Genomic DNA, 22,647 nt, shown 5'->3' with positions numbered 1-22,647 from the left:
TTCGCACGATGTGCAAGGAGGCACTGATCGTGGGCGATGACGCGGGCGCCGGCGCCACCACTTCCACCCCGCCACCGAAGCCGCGCGGACGGCGGCCGCTCACCAGCCCGCGCGAGGAACTCCTCAACGGCCCCAAGCATGGCGGCCAGGCCGTGGTCGCCGGCGTCGGCCTGCCCGCACCGGCCTCCGGCATCCCTGGTGCACCGGCCGGCCCCGCCGACAGCACTTCGTCAGACAGTGCCGGGCGGCAGGGGGAGCACCGTACGGACGACACGGAGAGCTGAGGCGCCGTGCCCAGTTCCCTTCTCGGACTGGTTCTCTTCGTCGTCTGCCTGGTCCCGGGATTCATCTATGCGGCAGCCCGCGACGTGCACCTGCCCGAGCGCACCTCGTCCGCGTTCCGCGAGACCACCCGTGTCGTACTGGCCGGCCTGGCTTTCGACGGGATCGCCCTCGCGGTATTCGCGCTGATCCGTACGGCGGCACCCGGCCTCACCCCCGACACCGGACGCCTCGTGCGCGACGGCTGGGCCTATGTGCGCGACGACTACGGGCGATTGACGCTGTGGTCCTGCGCGCTGCTCGTCGCCGCGGCCGGTGCCGCGCTGGCCGCCGCCAAGCTGCTGCCGCGCGGTCCCGGCCCACTGTCGGCCGAGTCGTCGTGGTGGCTGCTGTTCGGCCGTTACCCGGCACTCACTGGGGCGAAGTGCACGTACGTCGGCTGCGAACTCGTCGACGGATCGTATCTGGCCGGCGTGCTCAAGCACTTCGCACACCAGGCCGAGGAGACGGGTGACCGCGAATTGGCCCTGGTCGCTCCCCTGGAATACCGCTCTCGCCCCGGGATACCCTCCCGACCGCTCACCGATCACCAACTGGTGTCGGTGAGCGCACGCCAGATCAAGTTCCTGACCGTGACCTATCTGGATCACATCCCCCGGCCCGGGCAGGTCCCGGGCGGCCGACCCGAGCAGGGGGGGCCCACACGATCGATGCCGGCCGGCTCGCCGACGTCCGCCACGGATACCGGCAACCCTTCCCCTCCCTGATCGAAGGGCACTGCAGCTGTGTGCATCTCGGCCGGATGCGGGCCGAGGCCGTCGACTCCGAGTGTGACGTGGCGTCGGTCGCCGCCGTGGGCGGCAGCTTCGTCTGCCCCGGTGACCGTGAGTGGCCCAGCCAACTGGTGCCGCGTCAGGCGACGTCCGCCCTGCTGTGACGTGTCGTCCGGTTGCCGCGCTGGGCAGGACCGGACGGCCAGAATGATCACGTCGCTGAATGGGTGCGGGTCCGGGAGATTGATGACGGCGAGGGGCAGCGGCTGCTGCGGATCGTCCGTAGGGGCACCGGGTCGGTGGTGACCTGGCGGCGGGGCCAGATGGTGCTGCTGTCCGCGCAGGGTATGTCCGTGGCGAAGATCGCCGAGGTGACGTTCACCAGCGCTGACCGGGTGCGGGACGTGCTCCACAACTTCAACGACGACGGTTTCGACTCGCTCCACCTGAAGTATCGGGCGGCCGTCCGAGGACCTTCACGCTGCCTGAACGCCGTGAGGTCAAGAAGGTCGCCAAGTCCAAGCCGGTCGAGCACGGCCCGCCGCTCTCGACGTGGAGCCTGGCCAAGCTGGCCGACTTCCTGGTCGCCGAGGGGGTGGTCGACGACATCAGCCACGAGGGCCTGCGGGTCCTGCTCCGCGAGGAGGGCGTCTCCTTTCAATGCGTGAAGACCTGGAAGACCTCCCGTGACCCCCGACTACGCCGCCAAGAAGGCCCGCGTCGAGCACCTTTACGCGATCGCTGACAGCGAGGTCATACCTGAGGAAGGCGAGCCCGAAGTCATCTTCTGCATGGCCGAGTTCGGGCCACTCAACCTCCAGCCCCACCCCGGCAAGCAGTGGGCCGCACGCAGCGGCAGAAGCAAGGGCCTCGGCGTCCTTCGCGAACCGCTGCCGCGGTTGCAGCGCGAGGAGCGGGCCGAGGTGGTCGATGATCCGGTCGGCGGCCGACTTGGAGACGCCGAACAGCAGGGCAATCTGGCGCATCGTCAGGTTCGTGTGCCAGTACGCCGCCACCGACAGGACCCGGTCCTCCAGAGGCAGCCCCCAGAGTCGTCCCCGACGGACATCATCGGCGCCCTCACGCCGCAGGGCGGTCACCAACTTCCCGAAGCAGCGCGGGCTCGGCCCGGCGAACGGGGCTGTCCAAGTCGACTCCGACGCCGTGATCACACCAGCCACGCCAAGATCATCCCACTGCCCAACGGCCGCGGAACATCCTCTAGCCGAGAGCCTTGGCGTACCAGTGCTCCGCCTTCCCGTGACCGTCGTAGGGTGCGGTCTCCTCATAGCCATGCGCCGTGTACAAGGCCCGCGCCTCGGTGAGTTCGGAATTGGTCTCGCACACGATCCGGGAAGCACCCAACTTCTGTGCTGACGCTTCGACGGCCAGTAGCAGGCCGCGGCCCAGGCCCGCGCCCCGCCCCGCGGGCTGTACGTACATACGCTTCAGCTCCGCTGTCGCCGGGACGCCTGCCAACAGCCGCACCCCGGCGTATCCGAGGAGCTTGCCGTCGCCATCGCGAGCGACGAGAAACTCGCCGTGCGGCGGGCTGAGATCGTCATGTGGGTCTTCGTTGAGCACCTCCCGAAGCTCCGCCTCCGTGGCCGGGCGCCCCAGCACCCGCAGTCCGATCTCGGTGAAGTACTGCGACATCGCCTCGTCAATACCCGTGCCGGTGACGGGCTCCGCGTTGATAGTCCAAGTGGGCATACAGGTCATGGTCCGAGATCTCACCCGTGTTGTCCACAGTCATCCCGGTGGGGCACAGAGGGCTCATCACGATCTTCGCAGGCATTCTGTGGGCCCCAGCCCGGCCACCGCACTATCTTGAAGAGTCCTCACACCTCACCAAGATCACGCAGTCGCCGTCCTGTTCCGCGACGAACGACGAGATCACGGAGTCCTGCTGGTACTGGCGCCTGGACCCGCTGGATCCCGAGCCGAAGATTGCCGGACACCGGCAATGCGCAGAGATCCGCCGCGCATGCATGCTGATGTCTGCTGGCAGAAACGGGGGGGCGTCAATGGAAGCAACCACAACCCGCAGCGTGGCGCGTGCACGCATGGGATCGGGCCTGGCGGTGACGGTCCTTCTGCTGCCTTTCGGCGGCTACGGGCTGGCCAGGGCGGGGGCAGTCCCCGAAGGCGCACCGATCGTGCTCGGCCTGCTGTCCGTGATCGCCAGCTCCGTCCTGCTACCGGCACTGTGCGAGGAGCGAGCCCCGTTCCGGCACTCATCGTCGCACCTGGCTGCGCACACCTTGACCGGCGAACGGTCCGTCGACCTCAACCGGATCGCCACCGTCCGGCTGCTGACGACCTTCTCGTACGGCAGCACGTACCGGACCCTGTTGGTGCGCGATGCCCACGGTGTGCGACTGGGTATCACGACCGAGAGAAGCCGCAGGAAGCTACGCCGAGCGATCGAGAAGGCGGACGCGAACGCCGCGCGAGGTGTCGCCAGGCCCCGCGTGAGCCGTGCGGCCCGGGCACATCTGGGGCTTGCCCCAGGGCGAGGGCTCGTCGTCCACACGGTTCTCGCCTTTCTGCTTCCGACGGTGTCCGTGAGCCTGTACGTGGTTGCTGTACTCCGACTCGGCGGGCAGTAAGCCTTCCCCTGTAATGACTTATGAGCCCACATGGCCAACTACCACGGTGATCCCAGGTCCGATGACGGCGATCCCGCCCTGGGCTTGATCCGCTTTGACGGACATCGGAGATGAGGGGCTTCGGTCCCGGGAGGATGTCCATCATGGAGAGCATGGGGAAGAAGAAGCGCGACTGCTCGTCCGCCTGATCCTTGGTCCCCGCAAGGAGATCACCGATGCTCGAATTCCGCCCGGCGGACGGCGCCGGATGCTGCGGACGAGGCGGATGACCGGCGCAGCCTGACGCTCTGGCCGGAGGGGATTATGCCCCTCCGGCCAGCCCAGGTCCGGCTCTTGATAACTATTGTTCGGCGGTCAGAGCCCAGCGGACGTCGGAGGGAGCTCTCACCCGTACGCTTCCCTCGCTACGCGCCCTTTTCAGGATGATCTCGTTGTAGGTGCTACTCACCGACTTCGCATGACTCGGTGGTCCACCGCCGACCTGCTCCTGTCCTGTGCCTCCGCGGCCATCGCCACGACGCCGTGCACCGGTGCACGGGCGACGACGGGTGGCCGGCAGCCCAGTGCGCGCCGCCACCCAGGTGAGCCCGTTCAAAGGAACCCGCATGGTCCAGATGCCCGGCACCGTCAAGTCCGCCCGCGCCGTGCTCATCGTCGTGGGCGCAGGGAACATCGTCGCCGCCCTGTGGCTCATGATGGTCGCTGCCACTCTGCAGACCGGTGCCATGGGGCAGTTGGTAATTGGCCTACTCTTCCTTGCGGCGCTCCCGTTCGGGACGCTCGCCGCAGCTGCGTTCGTCATTGCCGCGAAGTTCACCACCGGCGGCCACCAAGTCCGCATCGGCGCAGTTGTCGTCGGATCATTGGTCATCGTTGGCTCATTGATCATCGCCGGCACCGCGATCAGCGCGAAGCTGCACAACGGCGTGTGGGGGATTGTCGTCGCAGTCGGCGCTCTCGTGATCGTCCTCTCGACCAGACAGGACACCAGAGACTGGTTCGACCGTCCGCGCCAGTGACGGAGGCGTCTTCCATGGGCTTGACTGCGGGTCGTCCTGTCCATAGCCCTGCGGAATCCCGTCCGCCGAACCATGGACTGCGACGGCGTCCCACTGCGCCGACGCATCACAGCCTCAGCGGCCAAGGTCAGGATCGACACCGAGGGGATGCCAGGGGTCACAGGGATGGTTGCGTGGCGCATAGACAAGGTCAACAAGTAAGCCGCAAGCTCACCCCGCCCCACAGCACAGCACGCGCGGCACTGCCGAATCTGATGGTGTCGTACGGCCGCAGGTCAACCCGCTTCCGTGGGCATCCCCTTGTCCGTCGGTCCCGCGGATGCGTCCGAACCCTCATGTGCGTGCCGCGGCCTGCGCGGATAACGGTGGGTGAGCCTTCGAGATGCGCGGGCAGAGGCGCGCTGCTTCGCTGGTGTGGCCCGCTCTTCCCCGATGACACCAAGGAGTGATCATGAGCGTTGCAGGCGAGTCCGGTGCCCGTGCCCAGCAACTTCTCCAGAAGGCACAGGAGATGGAACAGGCCGCAGAGCGTATCTCCGACCCGCAGGAGCGTCAGCGGCTGAAGGACAAGGCCCGCGAGCTCAAGCAGCAAAGCAAGCAGGCGAGCGGCGGGGACATCGACCCCATGGTGTAACAGCCGTGTGCATGCGCCAGCCGGTGGCTGCCCCGCGACCTGCCAGTCGCGCGAGGCCATCGGCTGGTCATTTGTGTGGGGCCGAGCCGACTGCACACCTCCACTCGGTGCGTGATTTCCGCGCCGGCCGTCGCGGCCGAACTTGGGCAGGTCACTTCGGATACGGGTCGTAGCAGTCCAGCGCGGGATGGTAGAGCACCTGCCAGGTGTCCTGGTCGACGACCCCGGTTCTGCCCAGGCCGTGGCATCCCTGAATCCAGATGATCTTCTTCGACGTGGCGGTGCCGAAGACCCCGTCGACCGCGAGTTTCGGAACGCCGCCCCACACGTTGCTCAGACACTGCGCCTGCTTCACGGAAAGACCGGCGCTCACGTACGTGAGCGCGGGACGATCGATGGAGGACGTGTAGGGGCATGTCTTCTCAGCGGCGGCGGCCTCGTGCGTCGTCGTCGCCAGGGCCCCGGCGGTCAGCAGCGCTGCGCCGAGGGCCGAACACTTGCGGCGGATCATCTCGGGCACTCCTCTCCGTACGGGCCATGTGCACACCCATCCAGCATGGGGGCGCAAGCGTCGTCCCGCGCATTTTCGGACTGGCGCGCCCGCGCAAGGGTCCTGACCAGCGCCGTGCCCGTGGGTGAAGAGGCCCGGGCGGATCAGCTGTCGTCGGACAGGGCCGCGTGGGCGGCGTGGAGGATCTCGTCGGACAGTGGGGAGCCGTGGGTGGCGCGGGCCAGCACGAGGGCGCCGACCAGGGTGGCCAGGTGGGCCAGGCCGTCTTCGTCGTCGGTGGCGAGCCACTGGGCGAAGTCGCGTACTCCCTCGATGTAGACGTCGTGCGCGGCGTCACCCGCGTCCCGGGCCATGTCGGCGGCGAGCGCGGCGGCGGGACAGCCGTCGCCGGAGTTGTCGCGGTGCCGGGTCGACAGATAGTGGTCGATCAGGCCCTGACGGGCGGCGTCACGTCGCCCGTCGTGCGCGTCGAGCTCTGCCGCGCGGCGCGCCTCCAACTGGGCGAAGGCGTGGACGGTGGCCTCGCCGACCAAGGCGTCTTTGGAGGCGAACTGCTTGTAGAAGCCGCCCTGGGTCATCCCGGCCGACTTCATCAGGTCCGCGACGCTGACGCCGGTGCCCTGCTCCCGGAACAGCCTGGAGGCGTTGGCGACCACGCGCTTCCGGTTCTCCTGCGCCTGTGCCTGTGACACGCGGCCCATCGGGCTACCTCCTCCACATGGCTGTCGTTTGCAATCTATCGTACGACCCTGTTTAGATTGTTAGCGAAATCTATTTTGGTCCGCTGCGCTCACGAAGGGTGGTCGCCGCGGCCGGTACAGGGAGAAGCATGGGACTGAAGGACTCCGTCACCGGCGGGCACCTGCCTGGGTACGGGGCCCACCCCGCGGCCGAGGCCGCCTCCTGGGCGCTCATCGGCTCGGTCGGCCAGGGGTTCGTTCCGCGCGGCATCGCCGTATGCACCCTGCACGTCGGCCTCATGGACATGTCCGCCCACGTCCTCGCCGGCCAGAAGATCGACCCGGCCCCGCAGGCCCTGGACGGCCTGCAGTACGGACTCCCCGAGATCGTCGCCGACGACGTCAGCCGCCAGATCGAGCAGAGCCTGGCCACGCAGCCGGCCGCCGCCTGACGCAGCACGGCCCCGCGGCCTCGCGCGTCCCCATCAACTTTCAGAACACCGGAGTTTTCTCATGACACCCACCGTCGGTCCCGCCGTCCGCAGCGAGGAAGTGACCACACCGCCCGGCTCCGTCCCCGGCGAGGCGTCCGCGCCGCGCCACCCGGGCCCGAGCAGCCGGCCGCCGCTGCGGACGCTGCTGCAGCCCGCGGTGATCGCCCTGGTCCTCGTCTCGGCCTTCATCAGTTGCTACGTCGGGCTGCAACGCGACCCGAAGCCGCATCAGCTGCCGGTGGCGGTCGTGGGCAACACCCTCGCGCACAAGATGGAGGTGTCGCTCGGCGACAGCGTCGACGTACGTCCCACGGTGAGCGCGGCCGCAGCCCGCCAGGCCGTGGAACAGCACGACGTGGTGGCTGCGCTGAGCTCCGGCGGCGCCGGACAGCTGAACCTGGAGGTGGCCGGGGCGAACGGCCTGTCCACCACGGGCGCGGTCAAGAGCGTGGTGTCCGCGTACGCCGCGGGATCCGGCGAGCAGGTCACGACGACCGACGTGGTGCCGCTCGCTCCCTTCGACGGGCGGGGTCTCGCCGGGTTCTATGTGTCCTTCGGTGTCACCCTCGCCGGGTTCGTCCTGGCCCAGAACGCGCTGGGCATGGCGAACGTGCTCCACCTGCGGCACCGGTTCTGGCTGATCACGGGCGTCTCGGTGGCGACCGGCACCGTTGCCGCGATCATCGCAGGCCCCGTCCTGGACGCGGTCCCTGCCCCGTTCTTCCCGCTGGCGGCCACATTGGCGCTGCTGGCGGCCGCGGCAGCGTTCACCACGAAACTGCTGGGCACCTACCTCGGCCCCATCGGCGTCCCGGTGGCGACGTTGCTTCTGCTCACGGTCGGCAACTCCACCAGCGGCGCCACCATCAGCTCCGATCTGCTGCCGGCGGCCGCCCGTGCCGTCTCCGCTCTGTTGCCGCCCGGCGCGGCGGTACGGGTGGTGAGCGATCTGAGCTACTTCGACGGTGCCCACGCAGGAGTGCCACTGCTCACCCTCGCCCTCTGGGCGGTGCTGTCGGCCGTGCTCGTGGGCATCAAGTCCCGTCTGCGCTCCACCCGCCCCACGGCGCACGCCTGATCCGGCAGAGTCCCTGCTCCGCCGGGCGATGGCCGCCCGGAGGAAGCTGCCACCGGACGACGGTTGCCACTCGGGCCACAGGGTCTTTCGTTCGGATCGAGCCCAGCATGATCCAGACGAGAGGCCCTGGCCCTGAGATTCAGGGCGCTCCAGGGGCTGTCGCGTCGTCAGGCCGTGCTCCCGCCGATCCGAGGGCAGAACCCTTTCGTATCAGGGCAGGAAGTTCATGAAGAGAAGCGATCTCGTGCGACGGGGGACGTAGCAGGGGGTCGCGCACCATGTGCGACCGGTTCAGCCATATCGAGGCACCCAGACCCGCGTTGAGCGCTCCGCCGACGTCGGTCACCAGGCTGTCGCCCACGTGGCAGACATCGGCGGGCCCGAGCCCCATGCGTTCGAGGGTGATCTCGAAAATCCTCCGGTCGGGCTTTGACACGGCCACCTCGCCCGAGATCACGGTGAGCTCCAGGAACCTGTCCAGACCGGTCGCCGTGATCTTGTCCCGCTGCGCGTCGCCCGGACCGTTGGTGACAAGCCCCAGCCGGTACGAGGCGCTGCGAAGAGCACTCAGTGTGTTCACCACGTCGTCGAACAGGACGTAGCGCCGACGACGCTGCCGCTTGTATTCATCGGTCGCAGGGCCGGCGAGTTCGGCGTGCCCGCACTCGTCGAGCGCCTGCCGCCAGCACTCCCTCCAGATGGAATCGGCATCCGGGATCCGGCCGGGCGGGTGCTGCGCACCGTCCCCGCCCGCGCGCATGTGGTCGAGATAGCGGCGTGTATAGGCACCCTGGAGTGAGTCGGCATCGAGGTCTGGGGCCGACCGGACCAGGGCATCGCACACAGCCCTCACGGTCGCCCTCCAGGCGGGTGCACCGAAGTCGAGCAATGTCGCGTCGAGGTCTAGCAATACCGCCTGGATCATCCGCAGAGCATACGCACCGACTGCGCGATGAGAAGCCTGTAGTGAGACGGCAGTTGAAGGAGCTGCTACGTCTGAGCAGTCGCGTACACGCAGCTCACGAATTCAGCGATCTGCTCGTCGCTCAGGTTCTTCGCGAGATCGGCCTCCGTGATCATGCCGACCAGGCGGTGGCCGCCCTTCACGTCGATCACCGGCAGTCGCTTGATCTGATGTTCCTCCATGGTCGTCAGGACATCGGCGGCGTCCGCTTCGGTATCGATCCAGTGGATCTTGGCATTGAGGGATCCGGCCTGCACGGTTGCAGGGTCGATGCCCTCGGCGCAGCACTTGACGACGATGTCCCGGTCGGTGATCAAGCCGGTGAGCCTGTTGTTGTCGCCGCAGACGGGAAGGCAGCCGACGCCCAGATCGCGCATCGTCTTCGCCACCTCCAGCAGCGACTCGTGTGCGCCGACGCACTGCACGCCACCGGTCATGATGTCTCGGGCCAGCAGCTTCTCGGACATGATGTCCTCCTGTCTCGACCGGCGTGTTTCCCTGTCTTCGATCACAACACGAATGGCTCAACCCCGCTTGCCGGCTGCTCCGGCGAGGTAGCGGATCCCGAGCCGACCGCGATCGGGCCCGGCCAGGGCGCGGGGCCTGTGATGTCGGTCCGGCGACTCTGCGTCGCCATCAGCGCCTGGAGCGCCGACTATGACGGCTCCACATGACCGAAACCCACCTCGAAATGCTCGACCGAGGCAACGCGCTGGCCTTCCCTGTGAGCAATCTCCTCGCGGAGCCGGGCGGCACTGTCCTCGCTGGCCCGCATGGCCTCCTCGTCCTCCCACAGAGTCAGCGACGCAGCCTTCCCGGAGGCCCGGTCGACGAGGTAGAACACACCCCGGAAGCCCGAAGCCTCCTGGATCTGCTGGAGAGTCGCTTCCCAGTTCGCGGTCAGGTCTCCCTCTGCAGGAACCGGTGAACCCTCATAGGTGCTCAGCCTCGCGAACATGGCTGCCACCCCTTTCCTGGCCGGCTGCCGGTCGGGCGGACAGGCAGCTTCAGGACCAGCGTGCTCCGGCGCACCGCGTGTCGCATGCCGAGCACCCCGGGATGCTCACTCCAGGGGTGGAACGGCGCGCCTTCTGGGCTCTGACCTGCTGGAACAGACAGACCTATCTCGGCCAGTGGCCCGAATTTGACATTAGCTTGCCTTATGAAAGATAAAGAAGGTCCTTTGGGCTGAACTTCACGCAGCGTGATATTCGACGTGTGGCAGCCGACGATCGTCTACGCGAATGAGTAAAGCCGTGTCCCACGCCGCCGTCCCGGACCAGCCGACCGACCCCGCCGCGGACTGGGAGGCATGGCGCGCCGGGCGACGGCGCTCCATCACTTCGCCCTCCGGGAACCTCGCGCTCGTGGAGACCCGCTGGGCCCCGGCCGGTGAGCGCCCCGACCTCGATGTGGCCCGTGCCGGACAGCCGGAGAGCGTGACCGTCAGCACGGTCCAGCGCACCGACCTCGTCACCGGCGAGCCGGAGCACGGTCTGCGCTTCTGGGACGCGCAGTCGCCCGCGATCCAGAACTTCGAAAGCACCGATGTCTTCCCGTACGACCCGGCCTGGGTGCTGGAGGCCTCGTACACCCCGGTGCCGGGCGCCCGGCGGGTCGGTTTCGAGCACATCCGCGACAACGGCGGAACCCGTGACCTCGCCGTGCCGGGTGACATCGCGCTCACCCTGGACGGACAGGAGTACGTGCTGAGCGCCTTCGACGACGACGGCACCCTGCTTCTCGTCTTCGGTGACCCCACCAACGGTGACATCACCTACGGCGCCGGGCGCTTCCTCTTCGTCACCCACACCGGCGAGGGCCGTGTCCTCCTCGACTTCAACCGGGCCTTCGTGCCGCCGTGCGGATTCTCCGACCAGTACAACTGTCCGATGCCGCCACGGCAGAACCGTTTCCACCTGCCCGTCGAGGCCGGCGAGAAGCGCCCCGTCTTCCGCGACGGCTTCCTCGCGCAGCACTGATCAACCCCGTACTCCCGCCTCGCCGCACGAAAGCGCGTACTCCTCATGAGCATCAAGAAGACCTCCCTGTACGGCGGCGCCACCGCCGCTGCCCTCGCCCTGACCCTCACCGCCTGCGGCGGGGGCTCCAACGGGGGCGGCGGCGCCGGAGGAGGGGCGTACGACAAGAACGCCACGGTCAACATCGGTTCGCTCTACGAGCCGCAGAATCTCGACAACACCGCGGGTGGCGGCCAGGGCGTCACCGAGGCGCTCAACGGGAATGTGTACGAGGGGCTGTTCAAGCTCACCGACGACGGCAAGGTCGAGAATCTGCTCGCCCAGGACTACAAGGTCAGCGGCGACGGACTCACGTACACCTTCACCCTGCGCGACGGCGTGAAGTTCCACAGCGGCAAGATGCTCACCAGCCAGGACGTCAAGTACAGCCTGGAGAAGGTGATGGCCAAGGACTCGCAGTCCGCGCGCAAGAGCAATCTCGAGGTCATCAAGTCCCTCGGGACACCGGACGCGCGCACGGTGAAGGTCCAGCTCTCGAAGAAGTCGATCTCCTTCGTCTACAACCTCTCCTACGTATGGATCATCAACTCCGACGCGAAGAGCCTCAAGACGAGTGAGGACGGCACCGGCCCGTACGAGCTGAACAAGTGGACCCGTGGCTCCGCTCTCGGCCTCGACCGGTTCGCCGGCTACTGGGGTGACGCGGCCAGGAACAAGCAGGTCGTCTTCCACTACTACAAGGACGCGACCGCACTCAACAACGCGCTCCTGACCAACGCCGTGGACGTCGTCACGAGCGAGCAGTCGCCCGACGCGCTCGACCAGTTCAAGAGCAACCAGAACTACAAGGTCAACGACGGCAACTCGACGACCAAGCTGCTCCTCGCCTTCAACGACAAGGCCAAGCCCTTCACGGACGTCAAGGTCCGCCAGGCCGTCTCCTCCGCCATCGACGACAAGAAGCTGCTGGAGTCGGTCTGGGGTGGCTACGGCAAGCTCATCGGCTCCATGGTGCCGCCCACCGACCCGTGGTACGAGGACCTCACCGAGGTCAACGCCTACGACACCGCGCGAGCCAAGAAGCTGCTCGCCGATGCCGGATACAAGAACGGCTTCACCTTCACCCTCGACACCCCCAACTACGACCCGCACCCGACGGCGGCGACCTTCATCAAGTCGCAGCTCGCCAAGGTCGGCATCACCGTCAAGATCAACACGATCACGCCGGACGAGTGGTACACGAAGGTCTACAAGAACCACGACTTCACCGCCACGCTCCAGGAACACGTCAACGACCGCGACCTGGTCTGGTACGGAAACCCCGACTTCTACTGGGGCTACGACAACAAGCAGGTCACCAAGTGGGTCGAAGAGGCCGAGCAGGCGTCCGGCACGGCTGAGCAGACCGAACTGCTGAAGAAGGTCAACCGCCGGACCGCGGAGGACGCGGCCAGCGACTGGCTGTACCTGTACCCGCAGATCGTCGTGGCGAGCAGCAAGCTGTCCGGATACCCGGTCAACGGCCTCAACTCGCAGTTCTTCGCGTACGACATCGAGAAGGGCTGATGGCCCGGTATCTCCTGCGCCGCCTCGCCTTCCTGCTGGTGTCACTGGCGCTCGCGAGCGTCGTCCTGTTCGTGCTGCTGCGGATGCTGCCGGGCGACCCCGCCAACGCGCTCACCTCGGTTGGCGCCAGCCCCGAGCAGATCGCGGCGGCGCGCCACTCCATCGGCTCCGACAAGCCGCTGCCCGAGCAGTTCGTCCACTGGATCGGGCAGCTGGCCGGCGGTGACCTCGGTACGTCGTTCGTCAGCTCGCTGCCGGTCGCGCCCGAGGTCGCCTCGCGGCTGAACGTCACGATCCCGCTCACGCTCACGGCGTTCGTCCTGGCCGTCCTCATCGCCGTCCCGGTCGGTTTCGTCGCCGCGCACCGACGCAGGACCTGGTACGGCGCGCTGCTCAGCGGAGTCTCCCAGCTGGGCATCGCCGTGCCCGTGTTCTGGCTCGGGATGATCCTGATAGCCGTCTTCGCGCTGAATGCCGGCTGGCTCCCCGCAGGCGGATTCCCACCGGACGGCTGGTCGCAGCCGGCCGAGGCGGTTCGCTCGCTCGCCCTGCCCGTCATCACCATCGCGCTCGTGATGAGCGCATCACTGATCCGCTACGTCAGGTCGGCCACGCTCGACGTACTGGACAGCGACTATCTGCGCACCGCGCGAGCCCTGGGCTCGTCGTTCGGGCGGGCCATGTGGCGGCACGGGCTGCGCAACGCCTCGGTGCCGGTGATCTCGATCCTCGGCATCGAGCTGGCGTCCACACTGCTGGGCGCGGTCGTCGTGGAGTCCGTGTACGCGCTTCCCGGCCTCGGCTCGCTGCTCGCGACCGGCATCGCACAGCACGACTACCCGGTGATCCAGGGCGTGCTGTTCGTCTCCACGCTCGCGGTGCTGGTCATCGGCTTCGCCGCCGACTTCGTACAGCGGATCATCGATCCTCGGCTCCGCGGCAGGCTCTCCGGAGGCGTCCGATGAAGCAGTCGACGAAGCGCTCGTACACGCTGACCTTCGGATGCGTGCTGGCCGGTCTGATCGCGCTGCTTGCGCTGGTCTCGCTCTTCTGGGCCCCGTACGCCGCCGACGACACGTCCGGCGGGCGGCTGACCGGCCCCGGTGCGGGCCATCTGCTGGGCACCGACAAGCTCGGCCGTGATCTGTTCACCCAGCTGATGACCGGTTCCCGGGTCGCCTTCGAAGCGGGCCTGGGTGCGGTCCTCATCGCGGCCGCCGTCGGGGTCACGCTGGGCGTGCTGGCCGCGTTCGCCCAAGGCTGGCTCGACGACACGCTCTCCGCGTTCCTCGACATCCTGATCGCCTTCCCGACGCTGCTGCTTGCGATGCTCATCGTCGCCGCGCACTCGGCCACACTGGGATCCGCGGTGCTGGCGATCGGCCTCGCGCAGAGCGCGGTCGTGGGGCGGCTTGTGCGGGTCCTGGTCAAGCGGGTCCTGGCACAGGACTACATCACAGCCGCGCGCACGTCCGGCACGTCGTGGCCGCGGATCGTGGCCGGGCATGTGCTGCCCAACATCTGGCCGACGCTTGTGGTGAACCTGGCCCTTCAGTTCGGACTCGCGGTGCTGGCCGAGGCCGGCCTGTCCTACCTGGGCCTGGGGGCGCCGCCGCCCAACGCCTCGTGGGGCCGCATGCTCCAGGAGGCCCAGGCCACCTTCACCACGGCCCCGGCCGGTGCGCTGGCCCCCGGCATCCTGCTCGTCCTGCTCGTCATCGGTGTGAACCTCGTCGCCGACGGACTGCGCGACACCCTGGACCCGGCGGCCCGACGGAGGAGCGCATGAACATCCTCGACGTACGCGACCTCGCGATCCGTACGGCCGACGGGCGCGTCCTCGTCGACGGCCTCTCGCTGACCATCGCCCCCGGCGAACGACTCGGCCTCATCGGAGAGTCGGGCTCCGGGAAATCGCTGACCACTCTCGCCGCGCTCGGCCTGCTGCCCGACGGCATGACGGCCACCGGCAGCGCCGAACTCGCCGGCACCCAGATCGTGGGCGCGAGCGAGAAGCAGCTCACGGGTGTGCGCGGCCGGGACGCCGCCATCGTCTTCCAGGAGCCGCTCACCGCACTCGACCCCCTGATGCGCGTCGGCAGGCAGATCGCCGAACCGCTGGGCAGAAGGCGAGGGCTGAGGGGCACCGGGCTGAAGCGTGCCGTCGTGGAAGCCCTGGAGCAAGTGCGGCTGCCCGAGCCCGACCGCATCGCCCGTTCCTTTCCGCACGAGATCTCCGGCGGCCAGCGGCAGCGCGTCGCACTTGCCATGGCCCTGGCCTGCGACCCGAAGCTGCTCATCGCGGACGAGCCGACCACCGCCCTCGACGTCACCGTGCAGTCCGACATGCTCAACCTGCTCGACACCCTCGTACGGGAACGGGACATGGCCGTCCTCTTCGTCAGTCACGACCTCGCGGTCGTCTCGAAGGTCACCGATCGCGTCCTGGTGATGAAGGACGGTCGCGCCGTGGAGCAGGGCGACGTCCGCGAGATCGTGCGGGCCCCGCGCGAGGAGTACACCAAGGCGCTGGTGGCAAGCGCGCGGCAGCTGGAATCGGCTCTTGACCTGAGGAGCGCACGATGACGCCCGTACTGGAGCTGAACGCGGCCTCCTTCGCCTACCGAGGACACACCGCGCCCGTCGTCGAGGACGTCTCCTTCGCCGTCGAGGCCGGGCACAGCCTCGCCCTCGTCGGCGAATCCGGCGCGGGCAAGACGACTCTGCTGCGGCTGCTGCTCGGGCTGGCCCGGGCAACCTCCGGGACCATCCGGTTCGACGGCGACGAGCTGAAGCCGCGCGACCGCGAGCAGATGCGGCGTTTCAGGCGCAGCGTGCAGTGTGTCTTCCAGGACCCGTACTCGTCGCTGGACCCGCGTAGGCGCGTCAGCAGCATCGTGTCCGAACCACTGCGTTCCCTCGGTATCGACAGCCGGAGCACGGCCGGGCCCAAGGTGGCCGACGCCCTGGAGCGGGTCGGTCTCCCGGCTGACGCCGCCGAGCGCTATCCGCACGAGTTCTCCGGCGGTCAGCGCCAGCGCATCGCGATTGCCCGTGCGACCGTGTGCGACCCGCGGGTGCTGCTCGCCGACGAACCCGTCAGCGCACTCGACGTCACGACCCGGGTCAAAGTCGTCGACCTGCTCAACGAGTTGAAGCAGAAGCAGGGTCTGACTCTCGTCATGGTCTCCCACGACCTGTCGGTAGTGGCCTCGCTGTGCGAACGCACCGCCGTCCTGGAGCGCGGCCACATCGTCGAACAGGGCGAGACCGGACAGGTGCTGGGCGCTCCCGCGCACCGGTACACACGTCGCCTCGTCGAAAGTGTGCCGCGGCTGCCCGCGTGACCGGTGGGCCGATCACGCGGCCTCTCTGTCCCGACCTGGTCCGTGCCGTGCCGGATGCCTCCGGCGCCGCACAGGACTCAGCTCGCCCTGGCCCACGCGTAGCGGTGCTCGGGCCGGCCGGTGTCGCCGTATTTGAGACTGAGGCTGATACGGCCCGCGCTCTCCAGATACTTGAGGTAACGCTGGGCGGTGGAGCGGCTCAACCCGGCCCGGACAGCGACCTCGTGTGCGGACAGCGGTTCGCCCGCCGCCGACAGGACGTGGCGGATGACCTCGGCGGTCGGCGCGGAGTGCCCCTTGGGCAGACCGGCTGCGGGAACGGCCTCCGGGGTGCGGAGCGCCCCGAAGATCTGGTCGACCTGCTCCTGGCCGGCCTCGCCCCGGCCGCTGCCCACGCCTTCGAGAGTGCGGCGCAAAGCCGCGTAGCTCTCCAGCTTGGACCGCAGACCGCCGAAACTGAACGGCTTCACGAGATACTGCAGGGCGCCGTAGCGCATGGCGGTCTGCACGGTCGTGACATCGCGAGCGGCCGTCACCATGATCACGTCAGCCGTGTGGCCGAGCTGCCGCAGCCGCCGTACCAGCGTCAGTCCCGTCTCGTCCGGAAGATAGTGATCGAGAAGTACGAGGTCGACATGCTCGCGTTCCAGGACGGACAGTGCCTGTGCGGCGGTGTGTGCGCGAGCGACCACGCGGAAGCCGGACACCTTGGCCACGTACGCCGCGTTGATCTCCGCCACCCGGAAGTCGTCGTCCACCACGAGGACGTCGATCATTGCACCCCTCCCACTTCGGTCAGCTGCCGGACGGCGAGCGTCTCCGGCAGTACGACGGTGAAGACCGCGCCACCACCGGCCCTCGCACCGACGCGGGCCACCCCGCCGTAACGCTCCGCGAGACGGCGTACCAGCGCCAGGCCGAGCCCACGGCCCCGATGCGCGGGGGACTCCTTGGTGGACCAGCCCTCGGTGAAAATCTGTTCGCGCAGATCGGGAGCCACGCCCGGACCGTTGTCGCTGACCCGCAGGACCGTCGCGGTGCCCTCCGCGCGGAGCTCGACTTCGATGAGAGAAGCGACGTCCAGTGCGTTGTCGATGAGGTTGCCCAGGACGGTCACCAGATCGCGCGGGTCCACCACGACGTCGGGGAGCATGGTGTGCGGGGAGATGTGCAAGGACGCGCCCCGCTCCGCCGCGATGGCCGATTTGCCCACCAACAGCGCGGACAGCAGAGGGTCATTGACGCGTTCCGCGACCTGCTCCGCCGAGGCCCGGCGACCGTTGGCGACCTCTGCCACGAACTCCACCGCCGCTTCATGCCTCCCGAGTTCCAAGAGTCCCAGCAGGGTGTGGAGCCGGTTGGCGTGCTCGTGGTCCTGGGCGCGGAGCGCGTCGAGAAGGCCGTGCGTGGAGTCCAGTTCGCGGCCGAGCAGCTCCAGTTCGGTGCGATCGCGCAGGGTGACCACAGCTCCGCCGTCACCGGTCGGCATGCGGTTGGCGATCAGCACACGTCCCCTGCAGACGGTGAGCAGGTCCACGCCGTCGACCTGCCCTGTCAGCACCTCTGCCGCACGGCCCGGCGGCAGCACCTCGCTCAGAGCACGGCCGACGGCGTCCGGCGTCAGCTCCAGCAGACGCTGCGCCTCGTCGTTCAGCAGCCGGATCCGCCCCCGGGCGTCGAGGGCGAGAACTGCTTCGCGGATGCTGTGCAGCATGGCCTCGCGCTCGTCCAGCAGCGCGGAGATGTCGGCGAAGGCAAGGCCATGGGTGCTGCGCTGCAGACGTCGCGAGACGGCCAGGGCGGCGAGGACACCCGCGGCGAGCGCAGCCCCCGCGTAGAGCAGAAGTCCCGGAATGGTACCGAGCAGCCGCTCGCGGACGCTGTCGTAGGCGATGCCAACCGAGACGGCGCCGACGATCGTCCCGTGCGCGTCGCGGAGAGGGACCTTTGCGCGTGCCGAGCGGCCCAGGGTGCCGTTGTCGATCTGCATGATCTCCCGGCCGGCCAGGGCCGTGCTGGGATCGGTGGAGACGTGTTTGCCGATCTGAGGGGTGTCGGTGTGCGACCAGCGGACCCCGCGGGTGTCCATGACCACGATGTAGAGCGCACCGGTCGCCCGCCGGATCCGCTCGGCCTCGGCCTGGACCGGGCCGCCGGGGCTGGGCTCGGTGTTTGTCAGGTTGTGCACCAGACCGGGTTCGGCGGCGGTCGTCTGGGCGATGGACAGAGCCTGACGCATCGCCTGGTCGTCGAGCTGGTGGCTGAGCGGGGCGAGGAAGAGCCCGGTGACGAGCATGACCACCCCGGTCGTGATGGCCACCTGTGTGAGCAGGACCTGGGCGAAGACACGGCGGGGCCAGTGAATCCGCATGTGCTCGTCCTCTGCCTTCCGCCCACCTGGGGATCTGCTGATCCGTTTGCTGTGTAAACGCAACGTAAACGTCGCTGCCGTCGCTGACCAGCCCTCGTAGCACTTTCGTTCCTCCGGCGTGAGCAGAACGAGCAGAACCGCAGGTTATGGGCAGAAGCAGGAGTTGTGAGCGCAAGGGTGCCGTCGTGCCCGAGCCGCACTTAGCGTCCCGCCCCATGAACAGCGAAACGAGCCCCGCCATCGAGCTGCGGGGGGCGAGCAAAGCGTTCCGGACTCCGTCGGGGGCGCTCCACACCGCCGTACGAGATCTGGACCTCACGATCGGGCGCGGTGAGTTCGTTGCCGTGGTGGGACCTACCGGATGCGGCAAATCGACAACGCTGACGCTGGTCAGCGGCCTGGAGGAGCCCACCGAAGGGGAGGTGCTGGTCGCCGGTGAGCCGGTGCGCGGCATCGGCGACAAGGTCGGCTTCGTCTTCCAGCAGGATGCGGTCTTCCCCTGGCGCACCGTCCTGTCCAACGTGATGGCGGGCCCCCGCTTCCGGGGCGTGCCGAAGCCCGAGGCGAAGGAACGCGCCCGGGAGTGGCTCGCCCGGGTCGGCCTGTCCTCCTTCGAGGACCGCTATCCCCACCAGTTGTCCGGCGGCCAGCGCAAGCGTGTCGCACTCGCGGCCACGTTCGTCAACGATCCCGAGATCCTGCTCATGGACGAACCCTTCTCCGCACTGGATGTGCAGACCCGGGCCCTGATGTCCGACGAACTCCTGGAGTTGTGGGCCGGGACCGGCGCCTCCGTCGTCTTCGTCACCCATGACCTGGAGGAGTCCATCGCGCTGGCCGACAAGGTCGTGGTCATGACCGCGGGACCGGCCACGGTCAAGGAGGTCTTCGAGATCGATCTGCCCCGCCCGCGCAAGGTCGAACAGGTGCGTCTGGAGCCCAGGTTCCTGGAGATCTACCGGGAGATCTGGTCCTCGCTCGGCGAAGAGGTCCGCATCACCCGCGAGAGGGGTGCACTCGATGTCGCCTGATTCCATCACCGCGAGCGCCGCCGTCACCAAGACCGAGCGGACGCAGGCCAGAGCGCGAGCCACCCGCAACCGCAGGTTCCTGGTGCTCGCAAGCCGGATCGCGCTGCTCTTCGCCGTCATCGGGCTGTGGGAGTGGCTGGCCCGGACCGCGGTCATCGATCCGTTCAACTTCTCCATGCCCTCGAAGATCTGGGACCAGATCCGCACCTGGGTCGTCGACGGCACCGCGCAGGGCTCCCTGTGGGAGCAGATCTGGTACACACTCTACGAAGCACTGCTCGGCTGGGTCATCGGTGTGATCGCCGGTGTGCTGCTCGGTATCGCGCTGGGCCGGATCCGCTTCGCCGCCGATGTCCTCGGCCCGTACATCAAGGTGCTCAACGCCCTGCCGCGCATCGTGCTCGCCCCGATCTTCCTGATCTGGTTCGGCCTCGGCCCCGCCTCGAAGGTGGCCTCAGCGGTCGTCCTCGTGTTCTTCCCCGTCTTCTTCAACGCGTTCCAGGGCGCCAGGGAGGTGGACCGCAATCTCGTCGCCAATTCCCGCATCCTGGGTGCCAGTAACCGTCAGGTCACCTTCCAGGTGGTCATCCCCTCGGCCACGTCATGGATCTTCACCAGCCTGCACGTGAGCTTCGGCTTCGCGCTCATCGGCGCCATCGTCGGTGAGTACATCGGTGCCACCAAGGGGCTCGGACTGCTGGTAGCTGCTTCCCAGGGCACCTTCAACGCCGCCGGCGTCTACGCCGCGATGGTGATCCTCGCGGTCGTCGCACTGCTGGCCGAAGGCCTGTTGACCTTCCTCGAGAAACGGCTCTTCCGCTGGAAGCCGGCTGACGCCGACTCCGCGCGCTGAACATCTGCTCCGTACGGCGGCGCCCACTCCGCACGCGGCGTCGCCCGCCATTCGAACATCCGATTGTTTCTTCACGAGGACGTGAACCAGATGCGTACACTCACCCGGGTCTCGGCCGTCGCCGTCGCCGGCGCACTCGCCCTGACCACCCTGACCGCCTGTGGCTCCAACTCCCGGTCCAGCGGTGCCTCCGACGGCAAGAACGTCAAGGTCAAGATCATGGTGGGGGGCCTCGACAAGGTCATCTACCTGCCCGCCATGCTCACCGAGCGGCTGGGCTACTTCAAGGACGAAGGGGTGTCGGTCCAGCTCCTGACCGAGCCGGCGGGCGTCCAGGCCGAGACGGCCCTGGTCTCCGGTGATGTGCAGGGAACGGTCGGCTTCTACGACCACACCCTCGACCTCCAGGTGAAGGGCAAGCAGGTCGAGTCGGTCGTCCAGTTCTCACAGGCTCCGGGTGAGGTCGAGATCGTCTCCAATCAGGCGGCCGGCGACATCAAGTCACCGAAGGACTTCAAGGGCAAGAAGCTCGGTGTGACGGGCCTCGGCTCCTCGACCGACTTCCTGACGAAGTACCTGGCCGTCAACAGCGATGTGCAGACCAGCCAGTTCACACCCGTCGCGGTGGGAGCGGGTCAGACCTTCATCTCCGCCCTCCAGCAGGGCTCCATCCAGGGCGGCATGACCACCGACCCGACCGTCGCCACCATCCTGGACAAGAAGCTCGGCAAGATTCTCATCGACATGCGCACCCCCGAAGGCTCCAAGCAGGCGCTCGGCGGGCTGTACCCGTCCTCCAGCCTGTACATGCAGACCGAATGGGTCAACAGTCACAAGGAAACCGTCCAGAAGCTGGCCAACGCCTTCGTCAGGACGCTGAAGTGGATGTCCACACACAGTGCGGACGAGATCGCGGCCAAGATGCCCGCCGACTACGCGCAGGGCGGCGGCAAGGCCCTCTACGCGCAGGCCATCAAGAGCACGCTGCCCATGTTCACCACGGACGGCGTCATGCCCGCGGACGGACCCGCCACCGTCGAGCGGGTCCTGAAGGCCTTCAACCCGAACCTGAAGAACGCCAAGGTCGACCTCGACAAGACCTTCACCACAGAATTCGTCAAGAACGCGGGCTGACCTCAGGCAGTCCGATCCCCCGAACGGCGGAACACGCCGTACGAGGCGGACGCGATACGGACCGGCGCCCCGGCGAAGGCCGACGAGGCGCTTGACGGAGAGGCCGATCTCTCCGTCAAGCGCCTCGGCCACGTTCTGGCTAAGGTCGACGAGGGGCCCGAGTACCTGATCGACGGAGGCTCCCATGGAAGTGAAAGTCGAAGCACGCGACGTGGCCCCGCGCCTCGCCACCGGTGTGTTCATCCTGAACTCGGGACTGAGCAAATTGAAAGCGGACGAGGAGACGGCCGCGGGCGTGCACGGCATGGCCTGCATCGCCTATCCGTTCTTGAAGAAGTTGGACGCACAGCGCTTCACCCGGCTGCTCGCCTGGTCGGAGATCGCCGTCGGCGGGACGCTGCTCGCCCCCTTCGCACCGACCCGGCTGGCCGGAGTGGCGCTCACCGGGTTCTCCGCGGGGCTGGTCGGCCTGTATCTGAGGGTCCCCGGAATGCGGGAGCCCGGCAGTCTGCGACCTACCCAGAACGGCATCCCGCTGGCCAAGGATTTCTGGATGCTGGGCATGGGAATCGGATTCCTGGGCGCGCATTCACCAGGCGGACGCGCAAGCGCGCACCGGTGTCCGTGGCATCGGTGCGGACGTCACTGACGGGACGACCCGTGCCGGGCCGGCGGGCAGTGTCCGAAGCCCGCATGCACGTGGCGTGTGGCGGGGTGTGCGGCGCGTGTCGATGGCAGGGTCCGGGCGCGGGAGCGGCGATGGTGTTCATATGAACAGCGCAGACCTTTTGACGGACGCGTTCACACGGATCCAGGAAGCGGTGCACTCGGCGGTCGAGGGCCTGTCCGCCGACGACCTGCACGTCCGGCTCGACGACGGCGCGAACTCGATCGCCTGGCTGGTGTGGCACCTCACCCGGATTCAGGACGACCATGTCTCGGATGCGGCCGGTGTGCAGCAGGTCTGGTTCTCCCAGGACTGGGCCTCCCGTTTCGACCTGCCCTTCGACAAGGGAGCCACCGGATACGGGCAGAGCAGTAAACAGGTCGCGGCCGTCCAGGTGGGCTCGCCCGAACTGCTGCTCGGTTATTACGACGCCGTCCACGAGCAGAGCGCCGAGTTCATTCGTGGGCTCCATCCCAGGTCCCTGGAGCGCATTGTGGATGAGACCTGGTCGCCGCCGGTCACCCTCGGCGCGCGCCTGATCAGCGTCATCGCGGACGACCTGCAGCATGTCGGCCAGGCAGCATTCGTCCGGGGTTCGCTGGAACGCCGGTAGAACCGTTCACGGCCGGGCGGTGCGCGGGGGTGAATC

Annotated in this window: 27 protein-coding genes and 2 pseudogenes; 20 read left to right on the top strand and 9 right to left on the bottom strand. The window is 68.0% G+C overall.

Annotated features, from left to right (window positions below; translation table 11 throughout):
* Positions 1-29 precede the first annotated feature (29 nt).
* From ACIA8E_RS25025 to ACIA8E_RS25010, 4 genes and pseudogenes are all read left to right on the top strand, one after another.
* Entirely contained in the window at positions 30-284 is a 255-nt protein-coding gene (locus ACIA8E_RS25025) for a hypothetical protein (protein ID WP_399301547.1), read from the top strand.
* Positions 285-290: 6 nt separating this feature from the next.
* Positions 291-1,049: a DUF6338 family protein gene (locus ACIA8E_RS25020; protein WP_399301546.1), complete on the top strand. Its 759-nt coding sequence runs from the start codon at positions 291-293 to the stop codon at positions 1,047-1,049.
* Positions 1,050-1,069: 20 nt separating this feature from the next.
* Complete coding sequence (locus ACIA8E_RS25015; protein WP_399301545.1) at positions 1,070-1,219, top strand: hypothetical protein; 150 nt, start codon at positions 1,070-1,072, stop codon at positions 1,217-1,219.
* Between the two features lie 102 nt (positions 1,220-1,321).
* Positions 1,322-1,921, top strand: a pseudogene (locus tag ACIA8E_RS25010) (helix-turn-helix domain-containing protein); the annotation flags it as partial.
* 9 nt (positions 1,922-1,930) lie between these two features.
* Here ACIA8E_RS25010 and ACIA8E_RS25005 read toward each other — a convergent pair.
* Positions 1,931-2,236, bottom strand: a pseudogene (locus tag ACIA8E_RS25005) (transposase family protein); the annotation flags it as partial.
* Between the two features lie 40 nt (positions 2,237-2,276).
* Complete coding sequence (locus ACIA8E_RS25000; RefSeq protein ID WP_399301544.1) at positions 2,277-2,768, bottom strand: GNAT family N-acetyltransferase; 492 nt, start codon at positions 2,766-2,768, stop codon at positions 2,277-2,279.
* Positions 2,769-3,106: 338 nt separating this feature from the next.
* Here ACIA8E_RS25000 and ACIA8E_RS24995 point away from each other — a divergent pair, with 338 nt between their 5' ends.
* The 3 genes from ACIA8E_RS24995 to ACIA8E_RS24985 all read left to right on the top strand — a co-directional run bounded on the left by ACIA8E_RS24995 (position 3,107) and on the right by ACIA8E_RS24985 (position 5,320).
* Complete coding sequence (locus ACIA8E_RS24995) at positions 3,107-3,667, top strand: hypothetical protein (protein WP_399301543.1); 561 nt, start codon at positions 3,107-3,109, stop codon at positions 3,665-3,667.
* Between the two features lie 605 nt (positions 3,668-4,272).
* Entirely contained in the window at positions 4,273-4,686 is a 414-nt protein-coding gene (locus ACIA8E_RS24990; protein ID WP_399301542.1) for a hypothetical protein, read from the top strand.
* Between the two features lie 451 nt (positions 4,687-5,137).
* Positions 5,138-5,320, top strand: a complete 183-nt coding sequence (locus ACIA8E_RS24985) for a DUF6381 family protein (protein WP_030973133.1) — start codon at positions 5,138-5,140, stop codon at positions 5,318-5,320.
* Between the two features lie 151 nt (positions 5,321-5,471).
* Here the strand turns inward: ACIA8E_RS24985 and ACIA8E_RS24980 are convergent, their stop codons facing one another.
* A complete protein-coding gene (locus ACIA8E_RS24980) occupies positions 5,472-5,831 on the bottom strand; it encodes a peptidoglycan-binding protein (RefSeq protein ID WP_399301541.1) in 360 nt (119 codons plus the stop codon).
* Between the two features lie 143 nt (positions 5,832-5,974).
* The gene (locus tag ACIA8E_RS24975; RefSeq protein ID WP_399301540.1) at positions 5,975-6,532 is read right to left on the bottom strand and encodes a TetR/AcrR family transcriptional regulator; all 558 of its coding nucleotides are present in this window, start codon (positions 6,530-6,532) and stop codon (positions 5,975-5,977) included.
* 128 nt (positions 6,533-6,660) lie between these two features.
* On the opposite strand from ACIA8E_RS24975, the gene ACIA8E_RS24970 reads away from it, so the two are divergent.
* Complete coding sequence (locus ACIA8E_RS24970) at positions 6,661-6,963, top strand: hypothetical protein (protein ID WP_399301539.1); 303 nt, start codon at positions 6,661-6,663, stop codon at positions 6,961-6,963.
* Positions 6,964-7,024: 61 nt separating this feature from the next.
* On the top strand, positions 7,025-8,083 hold the full coding sequence (locus ACIA8E_RS24965; RefSeq protein ID WP_399301538.1) for a hypothetical protein: 1,059 nt from the start codon (positions 7,025-7,027) through the stop codon (positions 8,081-8,083).
* A gap of 139 nt (positions 8,084-8,222) precedes the next feature.
* Here the strand turns inward: ACIA8E_RS24965 and ACIA8E_RS24960 are convergent, their stop codons facing one another.
* From ACIA8E_RS24960 to ACIA8E_RS24950, 3 genes are all read right to left on the bottom strand, one after another.
* A complete protein-coding gene (locus ACIA8E_RS24960) occupies positions 8,223-9,008 on the bottom strand; it encodes an HAD family hydrolase (protein WP_399301537.1) in 786 nt (261 codons plus the stop codon).
* A gap of 65 nt (positions 9,009-9,073) precedes the next feature.
* Positions 9,074-9,514 (bottom strand): CBS domain-containing protein, encoded by a 441-nt coding sequence (locus tag ACIA8E_RS24955; RefSeq protein ID WP_399301536.1) that lies wholly within the window; start codon positions 9,512-9,514, stop codon positions 9,074-9,076.
* A 188-nt stretch (positions 9,515-9,702) separates the two neighbouring features.
* On the bottom strand, positions 9,703-10,005 hold the full coding sequence (locus tag ACIA8E_RS24950; protein WP_399301641.1) for a hypothetical protein: 303 nt from the start codon (positions 10,003-10,005) through the stop codon (positions 9,703-9,705).
* A 286-nt stretch (positions 10,006-10,291) separates the two neighbouring features.
* Here ACIA8E_RS24950 and ACIA8E_RS24945 point away from each other — a divergent pair, with 286 nt between their 5' ends.
* The 6 genes from ACIA8E_RS24945 to ACIA8E_RS24920 are packed head-to-tail and all read left to right on the top strand — an operon-like array spanning position 10,292 to position 15,942.
* Complete coding sequence (locus tag ACIA8E_RS24945; protein WP_399301535.1) at positions 10,292-11,029, top strand: DUF1684 domain-containing protein; 738 nt, start codon at positions 10,292-10,294, stop codon at positions 11,027-11,029.
* A 45-nt stretch (positions 11,030-11,074) separates the two neighbouring features.
* Positions 11,075-12,595 carry an ABC transporter substrate-binding protein gene (locus ACIA8E_RS24940; RefSeq protein ID WP_399301534.1) on the top strand — a complete coding sequence of 507 codons (1,521 nt, stop codon included), beginning with the start codon at positions 11,075-11,077 and terminating at the stop codon, positions 12,593-12,595.
* Entirely contained in the window at positions 12,595-13,560 is a 966-nt protein-coding gene (locus ACIA8E_RS24935; protein ID WP_352267124.1) for an ABC transporter permease, read from the top strand. The genes ACIA8E_RS24940 and ACIA8E_RS24935 overlap by 1 nt, the downstream gene beginning before the upstream one ends.
* The gene (locus tag ACIA8E_RS24930) at positions 13,557-14,384 is read left to right on the top strand and encodes an ABC transporter permease (RefSeq protein WP_399301533.1); all 828 of its coding nucleotides are present in this window, start codon (positions 13,557-13,559) and stop codon (positions 14,382-14,384) included. Before ACIA8E_RS24935 ends, ACIA8E_RS24930 begins: the two co-directional genes overlap by 4 nt.
* Positions 14,381-15,181 (top strand): ATP-binding cassette domain-containing protein, encoded by an 801-nt coding sequence (locus ACIA8E_RS24925; protein WP_399301532.1) that lies wholly within the window; start codon positions 14,381-14,383, stop codon positions 15,179-15,181. Before ACIA8E_RS24930 ends, ACIA8E_RS24925 begins: the two co-directional genes overlap by 4 nt.
* Positions 15,178-15,942 (top strand): ABC transporter ATP-binding protein, encoded by a 765-nt coding sequence (locus ACIA8E_RS24920; protein ID WP_399301531.1) that lies wholly within the window; start codon positions 15,178-15,180, stop codon positions 15,940-15,942. Before ACIA8E_RS24925 ends, ACIA8E_RS24920 begins: the two co-directional genes overlap by 4 nt.
* A gap of 77 nt (positions 15,943-16,019) precedes the next feature.
* Here the strand turns inward: ACIA8E_RS24920 and ACIA8E_RS24915 are convergent, their stop codons facing one another.
* Positions 16,020-16,718 (bottom strand): response regulator, encoded by a 699-nt coding sequence (locus ACIA8E_RS24915; protein WP_399301530.1) that lies wholly within the window; start codon positions 16,716-16,718, stop codon positions 16,020-16,022.
* Positions 16,715-18,313 carry an ATP-binding protein gene (locus ACIA8E_RS24910; RefSeq protein ID WP_399301529.1) on the bottom strand — a complete coding sequence of 533 codons (1,599 nt, stop codon included), beginning with the start codon at positions 18,311-18,313 and terminating at the stop codon, positions 16,715-16,717. Before ACIA8E_RS24910 ends, ACIA8E_RS24915 begins: the two co-directional genes overlap by 4 nt.
* Positions 18,314-18,528: 215 nt before the next feature.
* Between ACIA8E_RS24910 and ACIA8E_RS24905 the strand changes: the two genes are divergently transcribed.
* From ACIA8E_RS24905 to ACIA8E_RS24885, 5 genes are all read left to right on the top strand, one after another.
* Complete coding sequence (locus tag ACIA8E_RS24905) at positions 18,529-19,344, top strand: ABC transporter ATP-binding protein (RefSeq protein WP_030973163.1); 816 nt, start codon at positions 18,529-18,531, stop codon at positions 19,342-19,344.
* Positions 19,334-20,197, top strand: coding sequence for an ABC transporter permease (locus ACIA8E_RS24900; RefSeq protein WP_399301528.1), 864 nt, complete (start codon positions 19,334-19,336; stop codon positions 20,195-20,197). The genes ACIA8E_RS24905 and ACIA8E_RS24900 overlap by 11 nt, the downstream gene beginning before the upstream one ends.
* A 90-nt stretch (positions 20,198-20,287) precedes the next feature.
* Positions 20,288-21,331 (top strand): ABC transporter substrate-binding protein, encoded by a 1,044-nt coding sequence (locus ACIA8E_RS24895; protein ID WP_399301527.1) that lies wholly within the window; start codon positions 20,288-20,290, stop codon positions 21,329-21,331.
* 184 nt (positions 21,332-21,515) lie between these two features.
* Entirely contained in the window at positions 21,516-21,980 is a 465-nt protein-coding gene (locus ACIA8E_RS24890) for a hypothetical protein (protein ID WP_399301526.1), read from the top strand.
* Between the two features lie 121 nt (positions 21,981-22,101).
* Positions 22,102-22,611, top strand: coding sequence for a DUF664 domain-containing protein (locus ACIA8E_RS24885; protein WP_399301525.1), 510 nt, complete (start codon positions 22,102-22,104; stop codon positions 22,609-22,611).
* Positions 22,612-22,647: the final 36 nt, after the last annotated feature.

Origin of the sequence: Streptomyces sp. NPDC051664, assembly GCF_044453545.1 — a bacterium.
In the GTDB taxonomy this organism is placed as follows: domain Bacteria; phylum Actinomycetota; class Actinomycetes; order Streptomycetales; family Streptomycetaceae; genus Streptomyces.
The sequence above is the reverse complement of the archived record's forward strand: the minus strand, read 5'-3'. Positions and strand labels throughout refer to the sequence as shown.

What these genes read in the sequence shown, in the direction of transcription:
- ACIA8E_RS25000 (WP_399301544.1), bottom strand. Translation starts at nt 2,768, where the DNA reads ATGCCCACTTGGACTATCAACGCGGAGCCCGTCACCGGCACGGGTATT.
- ACIA8E_RS24990 (WP_399301542.1), top strand. Translation starts at nt 4,273, where the DNA reads ATGGTCCAGATGCCCGGCACCGTCAAGTCCGCCCGCGCCGTGCTCATC.
- ACIA8E_RS24985 (WP_030973133.1), top strand. Translation starts at nt 5,138, where the DNA reads ATGAGCGTTGCAGGCGAGTCCGGTGCCCGTGCCCAGCAACTTCTCCAG.
- ACIA8E_RS24980 (WP_399301541.1), bottom strand. Translation starts at nt 5,831, where the DNA reads ATGATCCGCCGCAAGTGTTCGGCCCTCGGCGCAGCGCTGCTGACCGCC.
- ACIA8E_RS24975 (WP_399301540.1), bottom strand. Translation starts at nt 6,532, where the DNA reads ATGGGCCGCGTGTCACAGGCACAGGCGCAGGAGAACCGGAAGCGCGTG.
- ACIA8E_RS24970 (WP_399301539.1), top strand. Translation starts at nt 6,661, where the DNA reads ATGGGACTGAAGGACTCCGTCACCGGCGGGCACCTGCCTGGGTACGGG.
- ACIA8E_RS24965 (WP_399301538.1), top strand. Translation starts at nt 7,025, where the DNA reads ATGACACCCACCGTCGGTCCCGCCGTCCGCAGCGAGGAAGTGACCACA.
- ACIA8E_RS24960 (WP_399301537.1), bottom strand. Translation starts at nt 9,008, where the DNA reads ATGATCCAGGCGGTATTGCTAGACCTCGACGCGACATTGCTCGACTTC.
- ACIA8E_RS24955 (WP_399301536.1), bottom strand. Translation starts at nt 9,514, where the DNA reads ATGTCCGAGAAGCTGCTGGCCCGAGACATCATGACCGGTGGCGTGCAG.
- ACIA8E_RS24950 (WP_399301641.1), bottom strand. Translation starts at nt 10,005, where the DNA reads ATGTTCGCGAGGCTGAGCACCTATGAGGGTTCACCGGTTCCTGCAGAG.
- ACIA8E_RS24945 (WP_399301535.1), top strand. Translation starts at nt 10,292, where the DNA reads ATGAGTAAAGCCGTGTCCCACGCCGCCGTCCCGGACCAGCCGACCGAC.
- ACIA8E_RS24940 (WP_399301534.1), top strand. Translation starts at nt 11,075, where the DNA reads ATGAGCATCAAGAAGACCTCCCTGTACGGCGGCGCCACCGCCGCTGCC.
- ACIA8E_RS24935 (WP_352267124.1), top strand. Translation starts at nt 12,595, where the DNA reads ATGGCCCGGTATCTCCTGCGCCGCCTCGCCTTCCTGCTGGTGTCACTG.
- ACIA8E_RS24930 (WP_399301533.1), top strand. Translation starts at nt 13,557, where the DNA reads ATGAAGCAGTCGACGAAGCGCTCGTACACGCTGACCTTCGGATGCGTG.
- ACIA8E_RS24925 (WP_399301532.1), top strand. Translation starts at nt 14,381, where the DNA reads ATGAACATCCTCGACGTACGCGACCTCGCGATCCGTACGGCCGACGGG.
- ACIA8E_RS24920 (WP_399301531.1), top strand. Translation starts at nt 15,178, where the DNA reads ATGACGCCCGTACTGGAGCTGAACGCGGCCTCCTTCGCCTACCGAGGA.
- ACIA8E_RS24915 (WP_399301530.1), bottom strand. Translation starts at nt 16,718, where the DNA reads ATGATCGACGTCCTCGTGGTGGACGACGACTTCCGGGTGGCGGAGATC.
- ACIA8E_RS24910 (WP_399301529.1), bottom strand. Translation starts at nt 18,313, where the DNA reads ATGCGGATTCACTGGCCCCGCCGTGTCTTCGCCCAGGTCCTGCTCACA.
- ACIA8E_RS24905 (WP_030973163.1), top strand. Translation starts at nt 18,529, where the DNA reads ATGAACAGCGAAACGAGCCCCGCCATCGAGCTGCGGGGGGCGAGCAAA.
- ACIA8E_RS24900 (WP_399301528.1), top strand. Translation starts at nt 19,334, where the DNA reads ATGTCGCCTGATTCCATCACCGCGAGCGCCGCCGTCACCAAGACCGAG.
- ACIA8E_RS24895 (WP_399301527.1), top strand. Translation starts at nt 20,288, where the DNA reads ATGCGTACACTCACCCGGGTCTCGGCCGTCGCCGTCGCCGGCGCACTC.
- ACIA8E_RS24890 (WP_399301526.1), top strand. Translation starts at nt 21,516, where the DNA reads ATGGAAGTGAAAGTCGAAGCACGCGACGTGGCCCCGCGCCTCGCCACC.
- ACIA8E_RS24885 (WP_399301525.1), top strand. Translation starts at nt 22,102, where the DNA reads ATGAACAGCGCAGACCTTTTGACGGACGCGTTCACACGGATCCAGGAA.